Origin of the sequence: Streptomyces flavidovirens DSM 40150, from assembly GCF_000429085.1 — a bacterium.
Classification (GTDB): Bacteria; Actinomycetota; Actinomycetes; order Streptomycetales; family Streptomycetaceae; genus Streptomyces; species Streptomyces flavidovirens.
This window is the reverse complement of sequence record NZ_AUBE01000004.1, coordinates 388,300-405,297: the sequence shown is the minus strand read 5'-3', so window position 1 is coordinate 405,297 and position 16,998 is coordinate 388,300. Positions and strand designations below refer to the sequence as shown.

Annotated in this window: 14 protein-coding genes; 10 read left to right on the top strand and 4 right to left on the bottom strand. The window is 67.6% G+C overall.

Going from position 1 to position 16,998, the window contains the following annotated elements; all coding sequences use genetic code 11:
- Positions 1-144 precede the first annotated feature (144 nt).
- The 10 genes from G412_RS0109180 (at position 145) to G412_RS0109135 (ending at position 11,734) form a co-directional block, all read left to right on the top strand.
- Entirely contained in the window at positions 145-1,764 is a 1,620-nt protein-coding gene (locus tag G412_RS0109180) for a peptide ABC transporter substrate-binding protein (RefSeq protein WP_028811842.1), read from the top strand.
- Between the two features lie 122 nt (positions 1,765-1,886).
- Positions 1,887-2,816, top strand: a complete 930-nt coding sequence (locus G412_RS0109175; RefSeq protein WP_028811841.1) for an ABC transporter permease — start codon at positions 1,887-1,889, stop codon at positions 2,814-2,816.
- Positions 2,809-3,762, top strand: coding sequence for an ABC transporter permease (locus tag G412_RS0109170; protein WP_028811840.1), 954 nt, complete (start codon positions 2,809-2,811; stop codon positions 3,760-3,762). Before G412_RS0109175 ends, G412_RS0109170 begins: the two co-directional genes overlap by 8 nt.
- 15 nt (positions 3,763-3,777) lie before the next feature.
- Positions 3,778-4,836, top strand: coding sequence for an ABC transporter ATP-binding protein (locus tag G412_RS0109165; RefSeq protein WP_028811839.1), 1,059 nt, complete (start codon positions 3,778-3,780; stop codon positions 4,834-4,836).
- Complete coding sequence (locus G412_RS0109160) at positions 4,829-5,980, top strand: ABC transporter ATP-binding protein (protein WP_028811838.1); 1,152 nt, start codon at positions 4,829-4,831, stop codon at positions 5,978-5,980. Before G412_RS0109165 ends, G412_RS0109160 begins: the two co-directional genes overlap by 8 nt.
- A 178-nt stretch (positions 5,981-6,158) precedes the next feature.
- Complete coding sequence (locus tag G412_RS0109155) at positions 6,159-7,781, top strand: peptide ABC transporter substrate-binding protein (protein WP_028811837.1); 1,623 nt, start codon at positions 6,159-6,161, stop codon at positions 7,779-7,781.
- Between the two features lie 13 nt (positions 7,782-7,794).
- Complete coding sequence (locus G412_RS0109150) at positions 7,795-8,718, top strand: ABC transporter permease (RefSeq protein ID WP_028811836.1); 924 nt, start codon at positions 7,795-7,797, stop codon at positions 8,716-8,718.
- Positions 8,711-9,700: an ABC transporter permease gene (locus tag G412_RS0109145; protein ID WP_028811835.1), complete on the top strand. Its 990-nt coding sequence runs from the start codon at positions 8,711-8,713 to the stop codon at positions 9,698-9,700. Before G412_RS0109150 ends, G412_RS0109145 begins: the two co-directional genes overlap by 8 nt.
- An 11-nt stretch (positions 9,701-9,711) precedes the next feature.
- On the top strand, positions 9,712-10,707 hold the full coding sequence (locus tag G412_RS0109140) for an ABC transporter ATP-binding protein (protein ID WP_037648115.1): 996 nt from the start codon (positions 9,712-9,714) through the stop codon (positions 10,705-10,707).
- Positions 10,700-11,734 carry an ABC transporter ATP-binding protein gene (locus tag G412_RS0109135; protein ID WP_028811833.1) on the top strand — a complete coding sequence of 345 codons (1,035 nt, stop codon included), beginning with the start codon at positions 10,700-10,702 and terminating at the stop codon, positions 11,732-11,734. The genes G412_RS0109140 and G412_RS0109135 overlap by 8 nt, the downstream gene beginning before the upstream one ends.
- A 105-nt stretch (positions 11,735-11,839) precedes the next feature.
- Here G412_RS0109135 and G412_RS0109130 read toward each other — a convergent pair whose 3' ends face one another.
- From G412_RS0109130 to G412_RS0109115, 4 genes are all read right to left on the bottom strand, one after another.
- Positions 11,840-12,988: an ABC transporter ATP-binding protein gene (locus G412_RS0109130; protein ID WP_028811832.1), complete on the bottom strand. Its 1,149-nt coding sequence runs from the start codon at positions 12,986-12,988 to the stop codon at positions 11,840-11,842.
- A 13-nt stretch (positions 12,989-13,001) separates the two neighbouring features.
- The gene (locus tag G412_RS0109125) at positions 13,002-14,072 is read right to left on the bottom strand and encodes an ABC transporter ATP-binding protein (protein ID WP_028811831.1); all 1,071 of its coding nucleotides are present in this window, start codon (positions 14,070-14,072) and stop codon (positions 13,002-13,004) included.
- An 18-nt stretch (positions 14,073-14,090) separates the two neighbouring features.
- Positions 14,091-15,071 (bottom strand): ABC transporter permease, encoded by a 981-nt coding sequence (locus G412_RS0109120; protein ID WP_028811830.1) that lies wholly within the window; start codon positions 15,069-15,071, stop codon positions 14,091-14,093.
- A 99-nt stretch (positions 15,072-15,170) separates the two neighbouring features.
- Positions 15,171-16,961: an ABC transporter substrate-binding protein gene (locus G412_RS0109115; RefSeq protein WP_037648111.1), complete on the bottom strand. Its 1,791-nt coding sequence runs from the start codon at positions 16,959-16,961 to the stop codon at positions 15,171-15,173.
- Between the last annotated feature and the right edge of the window lie 37 nt (positions 16,962-16,998).

Sequence of the window (16,998 nt, the reverse complement as noted above, 5' to 3'; positions counted from 1 at the left end):
AGCTCGGGTCAATGGGTCACGCACTGTGGGGAGTGCCGACTCACGAGCACACTCGGGGTACATGCGACTCATCGCCGTCAGGGGTGTCGGCGACTGTCTGCGTACCCCTCTTGTAGTGATCAGTGGACTCATGAGGAGGAACCCATGCGCGGTGCCAAGAGCGCCAAGTGGGTCGCAGGTGCGATAGTCGTGGCTCTGTCGGCAACGGCGTGCGGTGGCTCGGACAGCGGCGACACGGATGCCAAGGAGAAGGGCAAGCCCGCCGGTTACGTATCGATCGACGTCGGCGAGCCGCAGAAGCCGCTGATTCCGGCCGACACGAACGAGACGCTCGGCAGCTACGTCATCCAGTCGCTGTTCACTCAGCTCATCGACTTCGACGCCGACGGCGGCATCGTCTACACGAACGCCGAGTCGATCGAGACCAAGGACTCGAAGACGTGGACGGTCAAGCTCAAGAAGGGCTGGAAGTTCCACAACGGCGAGGCCGTCACTTCCGAGTCGTACATCAACGCCTGGAACTGGTACGCCAACACCAAGAACAAGCAGCAGAACGCGTTCTGGTTCGAGGACATCAAGGGCTACGAGGACGTCCACCCGGCCAAGGGTGACCCGAAGGCCGACAAGATGTCCGGCCTGAAGGCCGTGGACGACACCACGTTCACCATCGAGCTGTCGAAGCCGGTCCCGTACTTCCAGTACAAGCTCGGCTACACGACCTGGGCCCCGCTGCCCAAGTCGTTCTACGCCGACCCGAAGGCGTTCGGCCAGAAGCCCGTCGGCAACGGCCCCTACATCTTCGAGAAGTGGGACCACAAGAAGCTCATCCAGGTCAAGGCCAACCCGGACTACCAGGGTCCGAACAAGGCCCAGAACAAGGGTGTCCTCTTCAAGAACTACGCGACCGTCGAGGCCGCGTACAAGGACCTCCTCTCCGGCAACCTGGACATGATCCGCCAGATCGGCCCGAAGGACCTGCCGAAGTACAAGGCGGACCTCGGCGACCGGGCGATCGACCAGGAGTACGCGGCGATCCAGTCGCTCGTCCCGACCTTCTACAGCAAGACCTTCAAGGACATCGACCCGAAGGTCCTGCAGGGTCTGTCGATGGCCATCGACCGCGACACGATCACCACCACGGTGCTCAACAAGACGCGTACGCCCGCCACGAGCTTCACGCCGAAGGGCGTCCAGGGCAACCAGGTCCTCGACACCGACGTGTTCAAGTACAACCCCACCAAGGCGAAGAAGCTCGTCACCGAGGGCGGCGGCGTTCCGGGCAACAAGATCTGGATCCAGTACAACGCCGACGGTGGCCACAAGGAGTGGGTGACCGCGGTCTGCGAGTCCATCCGCAACGCCACCGGGGTCGAGTGCCTCCCGGACGCGAAGCCGGACTTCCAGACCGACCTGGAGGCTCGTGACAACGACCAGGTCAAGTCCTTCTACCGCGGTGGCTGGGTCGCCGACTACCCGCTGAACGTCAACTTCATGCGGGAGCTGTACGGCACCACCGCCGAGGCGAACAACGGCAAGTTCTCCAACAAGGAGATCGACGCCGCGTTCAAGAAGGGCGACAACGCCAAGACCCTGGAAGAGTCGATCAAGCTCTACCAGGACGCCGAGAAGATGGTGCTGGAGAAGATGCCGGCCATCCCGCTGTGGCAGTACCGCACGAACGGTGGTCACTCGGAGGCTGTCGACAACGTGGAGGTCGACTTCCACGGTGACTACCAGCTCACCGGCGTCACCGTCAAGAAGTAGGCAGCCCGCGGGCCACCCCCACTCGGCCATTACCCGCCACCGCACCGGCGGTAGGCACGGGGGCCGCTCCCTGACCAAAGGGGAGCGGCCCCCGCGCCGCAGTTATCGACACGGAGGCACACATGGGGCGTTATGTCGCACGGCGACTGCTCCAGATGATCCCGGTCTTCATCGGGTCAACCTTGCTCGTCTTCGCCATGATGTACGCGCTGCCCGGCGATCCCGTGCGCGCGCTCGCCGGCGAACAGACCGTTGACCCGGCACAGATCGCACAGATGAAGAAGGACCTCGGGCTCGATCTCCCCCTCTGGCACCAGTACTTGAACTACCTGGGCAATCTGTTCCAGGGAGACTTCGGTACGCAGATCGCCAGCGGCCGGCCCGTCGCCGACATCATCTCGGACGCATTCCCCATCACGATCCGACTGGCCCTGTTCGCCTTCACGTTCACCGTGCTCGTCGGCATCTCCATCGGCATCTTCGCCGGCCTGAAGGCCGACACGCTCAGGGACCGCGGACTGCTCGTCCTGACGCTGGTCCTCATCTCGATCCCGTCGTTCGTGCTGGGATACCTGCTCCAGTACTTCTTCGCCTTCCAGTTGGGCTGGGTCGACCCGAACGTCAGCACCGAAGCGGCACCGGGCGAACTCCTGCTGCCTGCCGTCGTACTCGGTTCGCTGTCCCTCGCATACGTTGCCCGGCTGACGCGTACCTCGGTCGCGGAAAACCTCCGGGCGGACTACATGCGTACGGCCGTCGCCAAGGGCCTGCCGAGGCGCCGCGTCATCGGCGTACACCTGATGCGCAACTCCCTGATCCCTGTGGTCACCTTCCTCGGCACCGACCTCGGCGCCCTGCTCGGCGGCGCGGTGGTCACCGAAGGCATCTTCAACGTCCAAGGTGTCGGCTACGCCGTGTTCGAGGCACTGAGGCACCGCGAGGGCGCGACTGTCGTGGGCATCGTCACCCTGATCGTCGTGGTCTATCTCGTTGCCAGCCTGATCGTCGACCTGCTTTACGCGGTCCTGGACCCGAGGATCCGTTATGCCTGACGCACTCGAAGCCACAGTCAAGGACGAGGCGCTCGACGCTGTCGACGCCCAGGCCAAGGCCGCCAACGCGTCCAAGGCCGAGAAGCCGCGCAGCCTGTGGTCCGACGCCTGGCACGACCTGCGGCGCAACCCGCTGTTCCTGATCTCCGCGGTCCTCATCGTGCTGCTGCTCGCCATGGCCATCGCGCCGGGCCTCTTCACCAGCGCCGACCCGCGCTACGCGGATCTCGCCAAGCACTACCTCCAGAAGCCCAACTGGGGCAACGTCTTCGCCGACGACTGGCTCGGCTATGACGGCCAGGGCCGGTCCATCTACGCCCGGCTCGTCTACGGCGCCCGTGCTTCCATCTCGGTCGCCGTGGTCGTGACCGTGCTGGTCACGGTCTTCGGCGGCATCGTTGGCATGCTCGCCGGCTACTTCGGAGGCTGGGTCGACACGATCCTGTCCCGAGTCACCGACATCTTCTTCGGTATCCCCTTCATCCTCGGTGCGATGGTGGTGCTGACCTCCTTCGAGGACCGTGCCCTGTACGTCGTGATCCTGGCCCTCGCCTTCCTCGGCTGGACCCAGATCGCGCGTGTCGCCCGCGGCTCGGTCATCACCATCAAGCAGGCGGACTACGTGATGGCGGCGAAGGCGCTCGGCGCCTCCACCCCCCGCATCCTGCTCCGGCACATCCTGCCCAACGCGGTGGCCCCGGTGATCGTGGTCGCCACCATCGCACTCGGCGGCTACATCTCGGCCGAGGCCACGCTGTCCTACCTGGGCATCGGGCTGGCTGAGCCGACCGTCTCGTGGGGCGTCGACATCTCGTCGGGCGCCGAGCAGTTGCGCAACGAGCCGTATGTGCTGATCCTGCCGTCGATCATGGTGTCGATCACTGTCCTGGCCTTCATCATGCTCGGCGATGCGGTACGCAACGCCCTTGACCCCAAGCTGCGCTGAGGGAGGCGTACGTACATGACCATCATCGACAAGACGGCGGATGTTCCCGCCCCCCGAGGTTCGACGGAGAACAGCGGACCGCTGCTCGACGTCCGTGACCTGCACGTGGAGTTCAAGACCCGCGACGGCGTCGTCAAGGCCGTCAACGGTGTCAACTACAGCGTCGCCGCCGGTGAGACGCTCGCCGTGCTCGGCGAGTCCGGCTCCGGCAAGTCCGTGACGGCGCAGGCCATCATGGGCATCCTCGACATGCCGCCCGGCCGCATCCCGCAGGGAGAGATCCTCTTCCGCGGCGAGGACATGCTGACCATGGGGTACGAGGAGCGGCGCAAGATCCGCGGCCAGAAGATCGCCATGATCTTCCAGGACGCGCTGTCGTCGCTGAACCCCGTGCTGACCGTGGGCTACCAGCTCGCGGAGATGTTCCGCGTCCACCAGGGCCTGTCCAAGAAGGACGCCAAGGCCAAGGCCATCGAGCTGATGGACCGGGTGCGCATCCCGGCGGCGAAGGAGCGGGTCAACGACTACCCGCACCAGTTCTCCGGCGGCATGCGCCAGCGCATCATGATCGCGATGGCACTGGCCCTGGAGCCGGACCTGATCATCGCGGACGAGCCGACGACGGCTCTGGACGTGACGGTCCAGGCCCAGGTGATGGACCTGCTCGCGGAGCTTCAGCGCGAGTACAACATGGGTCTGATCCTGATCACCCACGACCTGGGTGTGGTGGCCGACGTCGCCGACAAGATCGCGGTGATGTACGCCGGCCGGATCGTCGAGACGGCTCCGGTCCACGAGCTGTACAAGCGCCCGGCGCACCCGTACACGCGTGGTCTGCTGGACTCCATCCCGCGCCTGGACCAGAAGGGCCAGGAGCTCTACGCGATCAAGGGCCTGCCGCCCAACCTGCTGAAGATTCCGTCGGGTTGCGCGTTCAACCCGCGCTGTCCGAAGGCGCAGGACATCTGCCGCACCGACGTCCCGCTGCTGGCGGACGTCACCGAGCAGGACGGTGGCGAGCTGCCGGGCCGCGGCAGCGCGTGCCACTTCTGGAAGGAGCAGATCCATGGCTGAGCTGAGGAAGAACAACGAGGCTGCCGTGGACGCGCCCCCCAACGTCACCGCGGTCGAGACCGTCGACGCCTCCACCACCCAGGAGGCGGTCGCGGCGATCGAGGCCCCGGTCGAGCGCGGCGAGCCGATCCTTCAGGTCCGCAACCTGGTGAAGCACTTCCCGCTGACCCAGGGCATCCTGTTCAAGAAGCAGGTAGGCGCGGTCAAGGCGGTCGACGGGATCTCCTTCGATCTCTACCAGGGCGAGACGCTGGGCATCGTGGGCGAGTCCGGCTGTGGCAAGTCCACCGTCGCGAAGCTTCTGATGACGCTGGAGACGGCGACGGCGGGTGAGGTCTTCTTCAAGGGCCAGGACATCACCAAGCTGTCCGGGCGCGCCCTGAAGGCGGTCCGCCGCAACATCCAGATGGTGTTCCAGGACCCGTACACCTCGCTCAACCCCCGTATGACGGTGGGCGACATCATCGGTGAGCCGTACGACATCCACCCGGAGGTGGCGCCGAAGGGCGACCGCCGCAGGAAGGTCCAGGAGCTCCTGGACGTGGTCGGGCTCAACCCGGAGTACATCAACCGGTACCCGCACCAGTTCTCGGGAGGCCAGCGCCAGCGCATCGGCATCGCGCGGGGGCTGGCGCTCCAGCCGGAGATCATCATCTGCGACGAGCCGGTGTCGGCGCTGGACGTGTCCGTCCAGGCGCAGGTCATCAACCTGATGGAGAAGCTCCAGGACGAGTTCAACCTGTCCTACCTCTTCATCGCGCACGACCTGTCGATCGTCCGGCACATCTCGGACCGGGTCGGCGTCATGTACCTCGGCAAAATGGCCGAGATCGGTACGGACACGCAGATCTACGACCACCCGACGCACCCCTACACCCAGGCGCTGCTGTCGGCGGTCCCGGTCCCCGACCCGGACGCCCGCGAGGGCCGCGAGCGGATCATCCTCACCGGCGACGTCCCGTCCCCGGCGAACCCGCCGTCCGGTTGCCGTTTCCGTACGCGCTGCTGGAAGGCGCAGGACAAGTGCGCCGAGGAGATGCCGCTGCTGGCGGTCCCCGAGCGCTTCAAGTCCTCGGACACCCCGGCGGCACACGAGTCGGCGTGCCACTTCGCCGAGGAGAAGGACGTCGTACACGCGGCGTAACGCACCGACGTACGCACTTCGGGTGCGGGCGCCCCGGACCATGACGGTCCGGGGCGCTTCGCTTTCCCCGGCGGTCCCCCTCCCGCGCTGCGCGAACGGGCCCCGTGGAGGTGCGGTACGTATGGCTCTGGGGTGATATGGGTGCTACGTCGGACCTCAACACCCGAGGAGGGACTCCATGCGCGGAGCCACGCACGCCAAGTGGGCGGCATGTGCCGTGGCTGTCGCCCTCGCGGCGACAGGCTGCGGTGGCAACGGCGGCGGTGGCGGTGCGTCAGGGGTGGTCAGTTCCTCCTGGGGGGATCCGCCGAACCCGCTGGAGCCCGCGAACACCAACGAGGTGCAGGGCGGCAAGGTCCTCGACATGCTCTTCCGCGGTCTCAAGCGGTACGACCCGAGGACCGGCGAGGCCAAGGACGCGCTCGCCGAGAGGATCGACACCACCGACTCGCGGAACTTCACCGTCACCATCAAGGACGGCTGGACGTTCAGCAACGGCGAGAAAGTCACCGCCAAGTCCTTCGTCGACGCCTGGAACTACGGCGCGCACCTCAAGAACAACCAGCGCAACGCCTACTTCTTCGGCTACATCGAGGGCTATGACAAGGTCCATCCCGAGAAGGGCAGGCCCACCGCCGAAACCCTCTCAGGGCTGAGGGTCAAGGACGCGAGGACCTTCACCGTCAAGCTCACCCAGAAGTTCTCCACCTGGCCCGAGACCCTCGGCTACAACGCCTTCGCGCCGCTCCCCAGGGCGTTCTTCGACGACCACGACGCCTGGCTGGCCAAGCCCGTCGGCAACGGCCCGTACACCGTCGCGTCGTACGCCAAGGGCTCACAGATGAGCATGCGCAAGTGGGAGCAGTACCCCGGCCCCGACAAGGCGCGGAACGGCGGCGTGGACCTCCAGGTCTTCACCGACAACAACACCGCCTACACCGCCCTCACCGCGGGCAACCTCGACCTCGTCGACGACGTACCGGCCTCCCAGCTCAAGAACGTCCGGGCCGACCTGGGCGACCGGTACATGAACACCCCGGCCGGCATCATTCAGACCCTCTCCTTTCCGTATTACGACAAGCGGTGGCACGCCGACGGCATGGAGAAGGTCCGCAAGGGGCTGTCCATGGCCATCAACCGGCAGCAGATCACCGACACGATCTTCCAGAAGACCCGCACCCCCGCCAGGGACTGGACCTCCCCGGTCCTCAAGAAGGAGGGCGGGTTCGACAACACGCTGTGCGGCGAGGCGTGCGAGTTCGACCCGGCCGAGGCGAAGAGACTGGTCGCCGAGGGCGGCGGCATCCCCGGCGGAACGTTCAAGATCACGTACAACGCGGACACCGGCTCCCACAAGGAGTGGGTCGACGCGGTCTGCAACAGCATCAACAACGCGCTCGACAACGACCGCGCCTGCACAGGCAACCCCGTCGGCACCTTCGCCGACTACCGCAACCAGATCATGAACCGGAAGATGACCGGCCCCTTCCGGGCCGGCTGGCAGATGGACTACCCGCTGATCCAGAACTTCCTCCAGCCGCTCTACTACGAGAACGCCTCGTCCAACGACGGCAAGTGGGCCAGCGAGGAGTTCGACAGGCTCATCGACGAGGCCAACGCCGAGAGCGACGCGGCGAAGGCGGTCACGAAGTTCCAGGACGCCGAGAAGGTCGTACGGGACGAGATGGCAGCCATCCCGCTCTGGTACCAGAACGGCAGCGCCGGCTACTCCGACCGGATCTCCCACGTGACCCTGAACCCCTTCAGCGTCCCCGTCTACAACGAGATCAAGGTCAACTGACACGGGAGCCTCCATGGGACGGTACGTGATCCGGCGTCTGCTGCAGATCATCCCGGTCTTCTTCGGCGCCACACTGCTGATCTTCCTGATGGTGAACGTCATGGGCGACCCCATCGCCGGCCTGTGCGGCGACCGGAAGTGCGACCCCGCGACCGCCGCCCGCCTCCGCGCGGAGTTCGGCCTCGACAAGCCCGTGTGGCAGCAATACCTGACGTACATGGGAAACGTCTTCACCGGCGACTTCGGCACCGCCTTCAACGGCCAGAAGGTCACCGAACTGATGGCGACCGCCTTCCCCGTCACCATCCGGCTGACCCTCGTCGCCATCGCCTTCGAGATCGTCATCGGCATCAGCCTGGGCGTAGTCACCGGCCTGCGCCGCGGCCGCCCCGTCGACACCGGCGTTCTGCTCGTCACCCTCGTCGTCATCTCGGTCCCCACCTTCGTCACCGGCCTGCTGCTCCAGCTCCTGCTCGGCGTGAAATGGGGGGTCATCAGGCCATCGGTCTCGTCCGCGGCCACCGTCGATGAGCTGCTGGTGCCGGGACTCGTCCTGGCCTCGGTCTCACTGGCGTACGTCACCCGCCTCACCAGGACCTCCGTCGCCGAGAACTCCCGCGCCGACTACGTCCGTACAGCCGTCGCCAAGGGCCTGCCCAGGCGCCGCGTCATCTCCCGCCACCTGCTGCGCAACTCGCTGATCCCCGTCGTCACCTTCATCGGCACGGACGTGGGCGCCCTGATGGGCGGCGCGATCGTCACCGAGCGGATCTTCAACATCCACGGCGTCGGCTACCAGCTCTTCCAGGGCATCCTGCGCCAGAGCTCCCAGACGGTCGTCGGCTTCGTCACCGTCCTGGTGCTGGTCTTCCTGCTGGCGAACCTGCTCGTCGACCTCTTGTACGCCGTACTCGACCCGAGGATCCGGTATGCCTGAGCCGCCCTACGAACCCGACGCGACGATCCCGGCGGTCGGCGCCGGGGGAGCGACGGATCTCGCCATGGAGGAAGGCGAGACGCCGGAGCAGCGGCCCGGTGGCGGGCCGCGGGGGACCGGCACCGCCGAGCCCGGACGGGCGCGCAGCCTGTGGTCCGACGCCTGGCGCGATCTGCGCCGCAACCCCGTCTTCATCATCTCCGGGCTCGTCATCGCCTTTCTGGTCGTCATCTCCCTCTGGCCGTCCCTCATCGCGAGCGGCAACCCGCTCCACTGCGACCTGGGGAAGGCCCAGGAGGGCTCCCAGCCCGGCCACCCCTTCGGCTTCGACGGCCAGGGCTGCGACGTCTACACCCGGACGGTGTACGGCGCCAGGACCTCGGTGACCGTCGGTGTCTGCGCCACCCTCGGCGTCGCCCTGTTCGGCAGCGTCCTCGGCGGGCTCGCCGGCTTCTTCGGCGGCGCGTGGGACGCGCTGCTGTCCCGGATCACCGATGTCTTCTTCGGCATCCCGGTCGTCCTCGGCGGCCTCGTCTTCCTGTCCGTCATCACCAGCACCACCGTCTGGCCGGTGATCGGGTTCATCGTGCTGCTCGGGTGGCCGCAGATCGCCCGTATCGCACGCGGCTCGGTCATCACCGCCAAGCAGAACGACTACGTGCAGGCGGCGCGCGCGCTCGGCGCGAGCAACGCGCGGATGCTGCTGCGGCACGTCACGCCCAACGCCGTCGCCCCGGTCATCGTCGTGGCGACCATCGCCCTCGGTACGTACATCTCACTGGAGGCCACCCTCTCGTACCTCGGCGTCGGCCTGAAACCGCCGACGGTGTCCTGGGGCATCGACCTCTCCGCCGCCTCGCCGTACGTCCGCAACGCCCCGCACATGCTGCTCTGGCCGGCCGGCGCTCTCGCGATCACGGTGCTCGCGTTCATCATGCTCGGCGACGCGGTGCGCGACGCCCTCGACCCCAAGCTGCGCTGAGGAGCCCCGCCATGACCGCCGCCACTCCCGCCCCGCTGCTCGAAGTGCGCGACCTGCACGTGGAATTCCGTACCCGCGACGGGATCGCCAAGGCCGTCAACGGGGTCAACTACCGCGTCGCCGAGGGCGAGACGCTCGCCGTGCTCGGCGAGTCCGGCTCGGGCAAGTCCGTCACCGCGCAGGCGGTCATGGGCATCCTCGACATGCCGCCGGGGAGGATCACGGGCGGTGAGATCGTCTTCCAGGGCCGCGATCTGCTCCAGCTCAGGGAGGACGAGCGGCAAAAGGTCAGGGGCCGGGAAATGGCCATGATCTTCCAGGACGCGCTGTCCGCCCTCAACCCCGTGCTCAGCGTGGGCGAACAGCTGGGCGAGATGTTCGTCGTACACCGGGGGATGTCGCGCAAGGACGCGAAGAACAAGGCCGTCGAGCTGATGGACCGGGTGCGTATCCCGGCGGCGCGGGAGCGGGTCGGGCAGTTCCCGCACCAGTTCTCGGGCGGTATGCGCCAGCGCATCATGATCGCGATGGCGCTGGCCCTGGAGCCCTCGCTGATCATCGCGGACGAGCCGACGACCGCGCTGGACGTGACCGTACAGGCGCAGGTCATGGATCTGCTCGCGGAGTTGCGGCGCGAGCTCGACATGGGGCTCATCCTCATCACGCACGACCTGGGTGTCGTCGCGGACGTGGCGGACAAGATCGCCGTGATGTACGCCGGGCGGATCGTGGAGAGCGCGCCGGTGCACGACATCTACAAGGCGCCGGCGCACCCGTACACGAAGGGCCTGCTCGAATCGATCCCGCGTCTCGACCAGAAGGGGCAGGAGCTGTACGCGATCAAGGGCCTGCCGCCCAACCTCGTGCGCATCCCGCCCGGCTGCGCCTTCCATCCGCGCTGCCCGCTGGCCCGTGACGTGTGCCGGACGGACGTGCCGCCGCTGTACGACGTGCCGGACGGCCGCGGGAGCGCCTGCCACTTCTGGCAGGAGGCGCTCCATGGCTGAGGCGATCCTTGAGGTCCGCGGGCTGCACAAGCACTATCCGCTCACGCGGGGCGTCGTCTTCAGGAAGCAGGTCGGCGCGGTCAGGGCGGTCGACGGCGTCGATCTCGACCTGGTGGCGGGGGAGACGCTCGGCATCGTGGGCGAGTCGGGCTGCGGCAAGTCGACCCTGGCCAAGCTGCTGGTGCAGCTGGAACGGCCGACGGCCGGGGTGATCCGTTACAAGGGCGAGGACATCACCAAGCTGTCGGGGCGGGCGCTGAAGGCGGTGCGGCGCAACATCCAGATGGTGTTCCAGGACCCGTACACGTCGCTCAACCCCCGTATGACGGTGGGCGACATCATCGGTGAGCCGTACGAGATCCATCCCGAGGTGGCGCCCAGGGGCAGCCGGCGGCAGAAGGTCCAGGACCTGCTGCACGTGGTCGGGCTCAATCCGGAGTACATCAACCGCTATCCGCACCAGTTCAGCGGCGGCCAGCGGCAGCGCATCGGCATCGCGCGCGGGCTCGCGCTCCAGCCGGAGATCATCGTGGCCGACGAGCCGGTGTCGGCGCTGGACGTGTCCGTCCAGGCGCAGGTCATCAACCTGCTCGACAAGCTCCAGCAGGATTTCAGCCTCAGTTACGTCTTCATCGCCCACGACCTGTCGATCGTGCGGCACATCTCCGACCGGGTGGGGGTGATGTACCTGGGGCGGATCGTCGAGACCGGCAAGGACGCGGAGATCTACGACCACCCCACGCACCCCTACACCCAGGCGCTGCTCTCCGCCGTGCCCGTGCCGGACCCGACGGCGCGCGAGCACCGCGAGCGCGTGCTGCTCTCCGGTGACGTCCCGTCGCCCGCGAACATCCCCTCCGGCTGCCGGTTCCGCACGCGGTGCTGGAAGGCGCGGGAACGGTGTGCGACGGAGGTGCCGTTGCTGGCGGTGCCGGCGGTCTTCCGGGGCGAGGAGTCGCCGGCGGCGCACGATTCGGCATGCCATTTCGCGGAGGCGAAGCGGGTGGTTCCGGCGGAGGGGGCGTAGGCGCTGCGGGTGGGGCGGGTGCGCCTGCGGCGGGCCTTCCCCGACCCGCCCCTGCCCGAACCGGGGGCAAGCCCCCGGACCCCCGGACGCCCTACGGGCGTGTCCTCAAACGCCGGACGGGCTGGATGGTTGCCGCACCCCCCGCAACGCCGGATCCAGCACCACCGCCTCCTCGCGGGCGTCGGCCGCCGTCGTCGGGTCCTCCGGAAAGTGGCACGCCGTCAGGTGCCCCACGCGGTTGCCGGCGACGCGGACCAGCAGCGGTTCCGACTCCGCGCACCGCTCCCGCGCCTTCCAGCACCGCGTACGGAACCGGCATCCCGACGGCGGCGACACGGGCGACGGCACGTCCCCCGCCAGCCGGATCCGCTCGCGCCCCCCGCCCTCCTCGTCGGCGTCCGTCAACGCCGCCTCCGGCACGGCGGACAGGAGCGCGTGCGTGTACGGGTGACGCGGCCGGCGGTAGATCGAGTCCCGGTCGCCGACCTCCACCACCTTGCCGAGGTACATCACCGCCACCCGCTGCGAGAAGTGCCGTACCACCGCCAGGTCGTGCGCGATGAACAGGAAGGCGATGCCCAGCTCCCGCTGGAGCTCCTGGAGCAGGTTGACGACCTGCGCCTGGATCGAGACGTCCAGCGCCGAGACCGGTTCGTCGGCCACGATCAGCCTGGGTTCGAGCGCCAGCGCCCGCGCCACACCGATGCGCTGCCGCTGGCCGCCGGAGAACTCGTGCGGGAAGCGGTTGTAGTGCTCGGGGTTGAGCCCGACCGTCTCCAGCAGCTCGCGCACCCGCCGTTCCCGCCCACCCGGCGGATTCAGACCGTTGATCTCCATCGGGCCCGAGATGATCGTGCCGACCGTCTGCCGGGGATTCAGCGACGAGTACGGGTCCTGGAAGATCATCTGGATCTCGGAGCGGATGGGCGCGAGCTGCTTGCGGTTCGCGTGCGTGATGTCCTCGCCCCGGTACGTGATGCGCCCCGCCGTCGGCTCCAGGAGCCGCGTCAGCAGCCGCCCCGTCGTCGACTTCCCGCATCCCGATTCACCGACCAGGCCGAAGCTCTCGCCGGCGCGCACGGTCAGGTCGATGCCGTCGACCGCCTGTACGGCGCCGACCTTCCGCCGGAAGGGAAACCCGCCGAGGATCGGGAAATGCTTGGTCAGCCCCTCGGCGGACAGCAGCGCTTCACCGGCCGCCGCAGGGGCCGCGTCGTCACGGGGAGACGGAAGGATGCCCTCGGGCGTCGCCATGTCGTCACTCTCCCTAACCCAGCCGGGGCTTGATCTGCTCGATGAACAAGGACCGCTTCTGCCCGGCGCTCAGATGACAGGCCGAGCCGCGCCCCGGCCCGATCAGCGGCCGCTCGTCCTCACACCGCGTCCCGCCCACCTCCGCCGGATATCCGCAGCGCGGATGGAACGGGCACCCCGTGGGCGTCGCCAGCAGGCTCGGTGGGGCGCCGGGGATCGGCGTCAGCGCCTCGCTGACATCGGACTCCAGGCGCGGCATGGAGGTCAGCAGCCCCCAGGTGTACGGATGTTGCGGTGCCCGCAGCACCTCTGACACCGTGCCGCGCTCCACCGCCCGCCCGGCGTACATCACCAGCAGCTCGTCCGCCGTGTTCGCGACCACACCCAGATCGTGCGTGATGAGGATGATCGCCGAGCCGAACTCCTGCTGGAGATCGCTGAGCAGGTCCAGGATCTGCGCCTGTACGGTCACGTCCAGCGCGGTCGTCGGCTCGTCCGCGATCAGCAGTTCGGGGTCGCAGACCAGCGCCATCGCGATCATCGCGCGCTGGCGCATGCCCCCGCTGAACTGGTGCGGGTAGTCGTGCGCGCGCAGCTTCGGCTGCGGGATGCCGACCCGGCCGAGCAACTCGACGGCCCGCGCCCACGCCGCCCTGCGGGAGGCGCCGGTGTGTTTGCGGTACGGCTCGCAGATCTGCCGGCCGATCGTGTAGTACGGCGACAGCGCGGTCAGCGAGTCCTGGAAGATCATCGCCACCTTGTTGCCGCGCAGCTTCTCCAGCGTCTTCTCGCCCGCGCCCGTCATCTCCTGCCCGTCGAGCAGGATCTCGCCGCGGGTCTCGGTGTGCATCGGATCGTGCAGCCCGAGGACGGACAGACCCGTGACGGATTTTCCCGACCCCGACTCGCCGACGATGCCGAGCGTACGGCCGCGCTCCAGGTCGAAGGAGAGCCCGTCGACGGCCTTGACGATGCCGTCCTCGGTCGAGAAGTGGACGTACAGATCGCGTACGGACAGGAACGCGCTGCCCGGTGCGCCGGCCGGCGTGGCCGCGTTGTCCTCTGGCTTGGCACATGTGGTCACGTCGTCGTTCCCCGTCTCCTAGGACAGCCGCACACGCGGGTCGATGTACGCGTACAGGGCGTCCACAACGATGTTGGCGATCACGATCGCGGTGCAGCTGAACAGCATCACGCCCATCAGCATCGGCAGATCGTTTTCGGTGACGGAGTTGACCGCGAGCCGCCCGAGGCCGTGCAGCGTGAACGTGAACTCCGTGATCATCGCGCCGCCGAAGAGGGAGCCCAGGTCGATGCCGACGATGGTGACGATGGGCGCGATGGCGCCCCGCCAGGCGTACCGGAAGAAGACGGTCCGCCCACTCATGCCCTTCGCCCTCGCGGTCCGCACATGCTCCTCGTTGAGCTGCTCGATCATCTGGGAGCGCGTCATGCGACTGTAGTTGGCGATGAAGATGATCGACAGCACCAGCCACGGCAGCAGCATCCCCCCGAACCACTTGGCGGGGTTCTCGGTGAGGGGGAAGTACTCGGGCCGGTCGAAGACTCCCCAGGTGTCGACGAACAGCCACATCGCGATGACGCCGATGAAGTAGATCTGGAGCGAGTTGCCGATCAGGGACAGCGAGCTGAAGAACTTGTCGGTGGCCGTGCCCCGGCGGGCGGCGGCGATCATGCCGATGGCCACGCCGGTGACCAGGAAGACGGCCGCGCCGCCGAAGGCGAGGGAGAGCGTGGTCGGGTAGCGGTCGAGGATGGTCTCCCAGACCGGCTGCGAGTCGTTGAAGGAGTAGCCGAGGCAGGGCGCCGGGCAGTTGCCGACCTCCATGTCGCGGCCCGCGAAGATGCCGACGACGTAATGCCAGAACTGCACGGGGACAGGCTCGTGGAGCCCGAGGTTCCGGTTGATCTGCTCGATGAGAGCCGGGTCGCCGCAGTTCTTCCCGCAGGCCAGCAGGGCCGGCTCGGACGGCAGCGCGAAGAACAGGAAGAAGGTGATCGCGCAGATCAGGAAGATGATGACGAGGGCCCCGAGGGAGCGGCGTACGAGGAATCGAAGCATGGCGTCGCAGGTCTTCCGGTACGGGCGCCGGGCCGGCCCCGCCGCAGGCGGCCGGGGGGCGGTCTGCGGCGGGTGGCACGGCGGTCGGATGCGTACGAGCTACTTGACGAAGACCCCCGTCGGGTCCGTGGTGCCGTAGACGGAGTGGTACTTCACGCCGCCGAGGCCCGAGCCCCAGATGGACCACTGACGGTTGTAGAAGATCGGCACCCCCGGAACGTGCTCGGTGAGGATCTCCTCCGAGAGCTCGACCCACTCGCCGGACGCGGTCTTCACGTCCGTTATCCCCTTGATCCGGTCGATCTCCGCGTCCACCCCGGCGTCCTTCAGGAGCCAGTAGTTCTGGCCGCCGTCCGCCACGCCGCGCCCGTGGAACAGCGGCGGGACGACGGTCGAGCCGACCGGCCAGTCGGCGCCCCAGGAGGCGCGGTGAATGTCGATCTTCTTGTTGACCTTCGAGATCTCGGTCGAGTAGTTGTTGGAGTCGATCTCCTTCTTCTGGACCGTGAAGCCGGCCTTGTCCAGCGCCTGGGCGACCACGACCGAGATCTTCTGGTACTCGGTGGTGTTGGGGTAGGCGTAGACGATCTCCTGCCCCTCCTTGCCCGCTTCCTTCAGCAGCGCCCTCGCCTTGACCGGGTCGCCGTTCGGCTTGGCCTTCTTGCCGAAGGGGTCGCTGTCCTTCCAGCCCGCCAGCGAGGGCGCCAGCAGGTTGCCCGCGATCTGGCCGGCGTTGGGGCCGCCGAGCTGGCCGAGGATCTGGCCGTTGGGCAGGGCGTAGGCGAGCGCCTCGCGGACCTTCTTGTCCTTGATGCGCCGCATGTTGATGGCCATGTAGTCGACGTACGGCTGAACCTCGTTGAACGTCCGCGACGTGGTGCCGGCGTCGTTCTTCACCGAGGGGCCGACCTCGATCGTCACCGCGTTGCTGAAGGACATCGCGTTCTTGTCGCTGCCGCGGTCCGCCAGCAGCCGGCGCCCGGAGTCGGGCTCCTGTACGCCGAAACGGATGTCGAACCTGTCCGGGTACTGGTGACGGATCGGGTCGCTGTCCGGGTCCCAGTTCTCGTTGCGCACCAGCGTGAGCTGCTTGCCCGCCTTGAGCGTCTCGATCTTGTACGGGCCGGACGACACCGGGCGCGTGTTGTAGTTCTTCCCGGTGTCCTTGCCGCCCTTCGCCGGTACGGCGCCGATGTTCGGCATGGCGACGGCGTACGGGGTGTCCGCGTGCGGCTGCTGGAAGTGGAAGACGATGGTCTTCTCGTCCGGGGTGTCGAGCACGCTCGCGGGCAGGTGCTTGCCCTTGTACGGACCGTCCGGCAGCGCCTTGCGGAACTCCTGGCCCTCACCGGAGAGCCACTGCGGGATGTAGAGCGGCCCGTCGGTCGCCCAGGGCGCGTACAGCCGCTCGACGGCCTGGCGGACATCGGCCGAGGTGATCGGCGTACCGTCCTCGAACTTCAGGTTGTCCTTGAGCGTGTACGTCCAGGTCTTGCCGCCGTCGGAGACCTTGCCGGTGTCGGTGGCGAGGTCCCCGACCAGCTTGACCTGGCCCTTCTCGTCGATCTTGTACGAGGTCAGCGAGCGGTTGTACAGCATCTGCACGGTGAGCTGGTCGGCGTAGTAGATCTGTGCCGGGTCCAGGTACGTGAAGGCGTCGCGCTGCAGGACGTTGACCGTCCCGCCCTTCTTGGAGCCGGGGACCTCGGGCGCGGGGCCGGTGGAGTCCGCCTTGGTGCCGAGCGAGTAGTTGTCGGCCCGGTTCTTGTCGGGCCCCTTGGGGGGCTCGTTGCCGTTTCCGCCGCCCCCGCCCCCGCCGCTGCTGCACGCCGAGAGCAGGAGTGCTCCCACAGCGAGACCCACGGCCCCCAGCCGTCCTCTGTTCCTCATGGACGTCCTCATGGAATGTCGCACCTGCCTGTCCGTC

Excerpts from the sequence above, each read along its gene's own strand:
- G412_RS0109180 (WP_028811842.1), top strand. The coding sequence starts at position 145 with ATGCGCGGTGCCAAGAGCGCCAAGTGGGTCGCAGGTGCGATAGTCGTG.
- G412_RS0109175 (WP_028811841.1), top strand. The coding sequence starts at position 1,887 with ATGGGGCGTTATGTCGCACGGCGACTGCTCCAGATGATCCCGGTCTTC.
- G412_RS0109170 (WP_028811840.1), top strand. The coding sequence starts at position 2,809 with ATGCCTGACGCACTCGAAGCCACAGTCAAGGACGAGGCGCTCGACGCT.
- G412_RS0109165 (WP_028811839.1), top strand. The coding sequence starts at position 3,778 with ATGACCATCATCGACAAGACGGCGGATGTTCCCGCCCCCCGAGGTTCG.
- G412_RS0109160 (WP_028811838.1), top strand. The coding sequence starts at position 4,829 with ATGGCTGAGCTGAGGAAGAACAACGAGGCTGCCGTGGACGCGCCCCCC.
- G412_RS0109155 (WP_028811837.1), top strand. The coding sequence starts at position 6,159 with ATGCGCGGAGCCACGCACGCCAAGTGGGCGGCATGTGCCGTGGCTGTC.
- G412_RS0109150 (WP_028811836.1), top strand. The coding sequence starts at position 7,795 with ATGGGACGGTACGTGATCCGGCGTCTGCTGCAGATCATCCCGGTCTTC.
- G412_RS0109145 (WP_028811835.1), top strand. The coding sequence starts at position 8,711 with ATGCCTGAGCCGCCCTACGAACCCGACGCGACGATCCCGGCGGTCGGC.
- G412_RS0109140 (WP_037648115.1), top strand. The coding sequence starts at position 9,712 with ATGACCGCCGCCACTCCCGCCCCGCTGCTCGAAGTGCGCGACCTGCAC.
- G412_RS0109135 (WP_028811833.1), top strand. The coding sequence starts at position 10,700 with ATGGCTGAGGCGATCCTTGAGGTCCGCGGGCTGCACAAGCACTATCCG.
- G412_RS0109130 (WP_028811832.1), bottom strand. The coding sequence starts at position 12,988 with ATGGCGACGCCCGAGGGCATCCTTCCGTCTCCCCGTGACGACGCGGCC.
- G412_RS0109120 (WP_028811830.1), bottom strand. The coding sequence starts at position 15,071 with ATGCTTCGATTCCTCGTACGCCGCTCCCTCGGGGCCCTCGTCATCATC.
- G412_RS0109115 (WP_037648111.1), bottom strand. The coding sequence starts at position 16,961 with ATGAGGAACAGAGGACGGCTGGGGGCCGTGGGTCTCGCTGTGGGAGCA.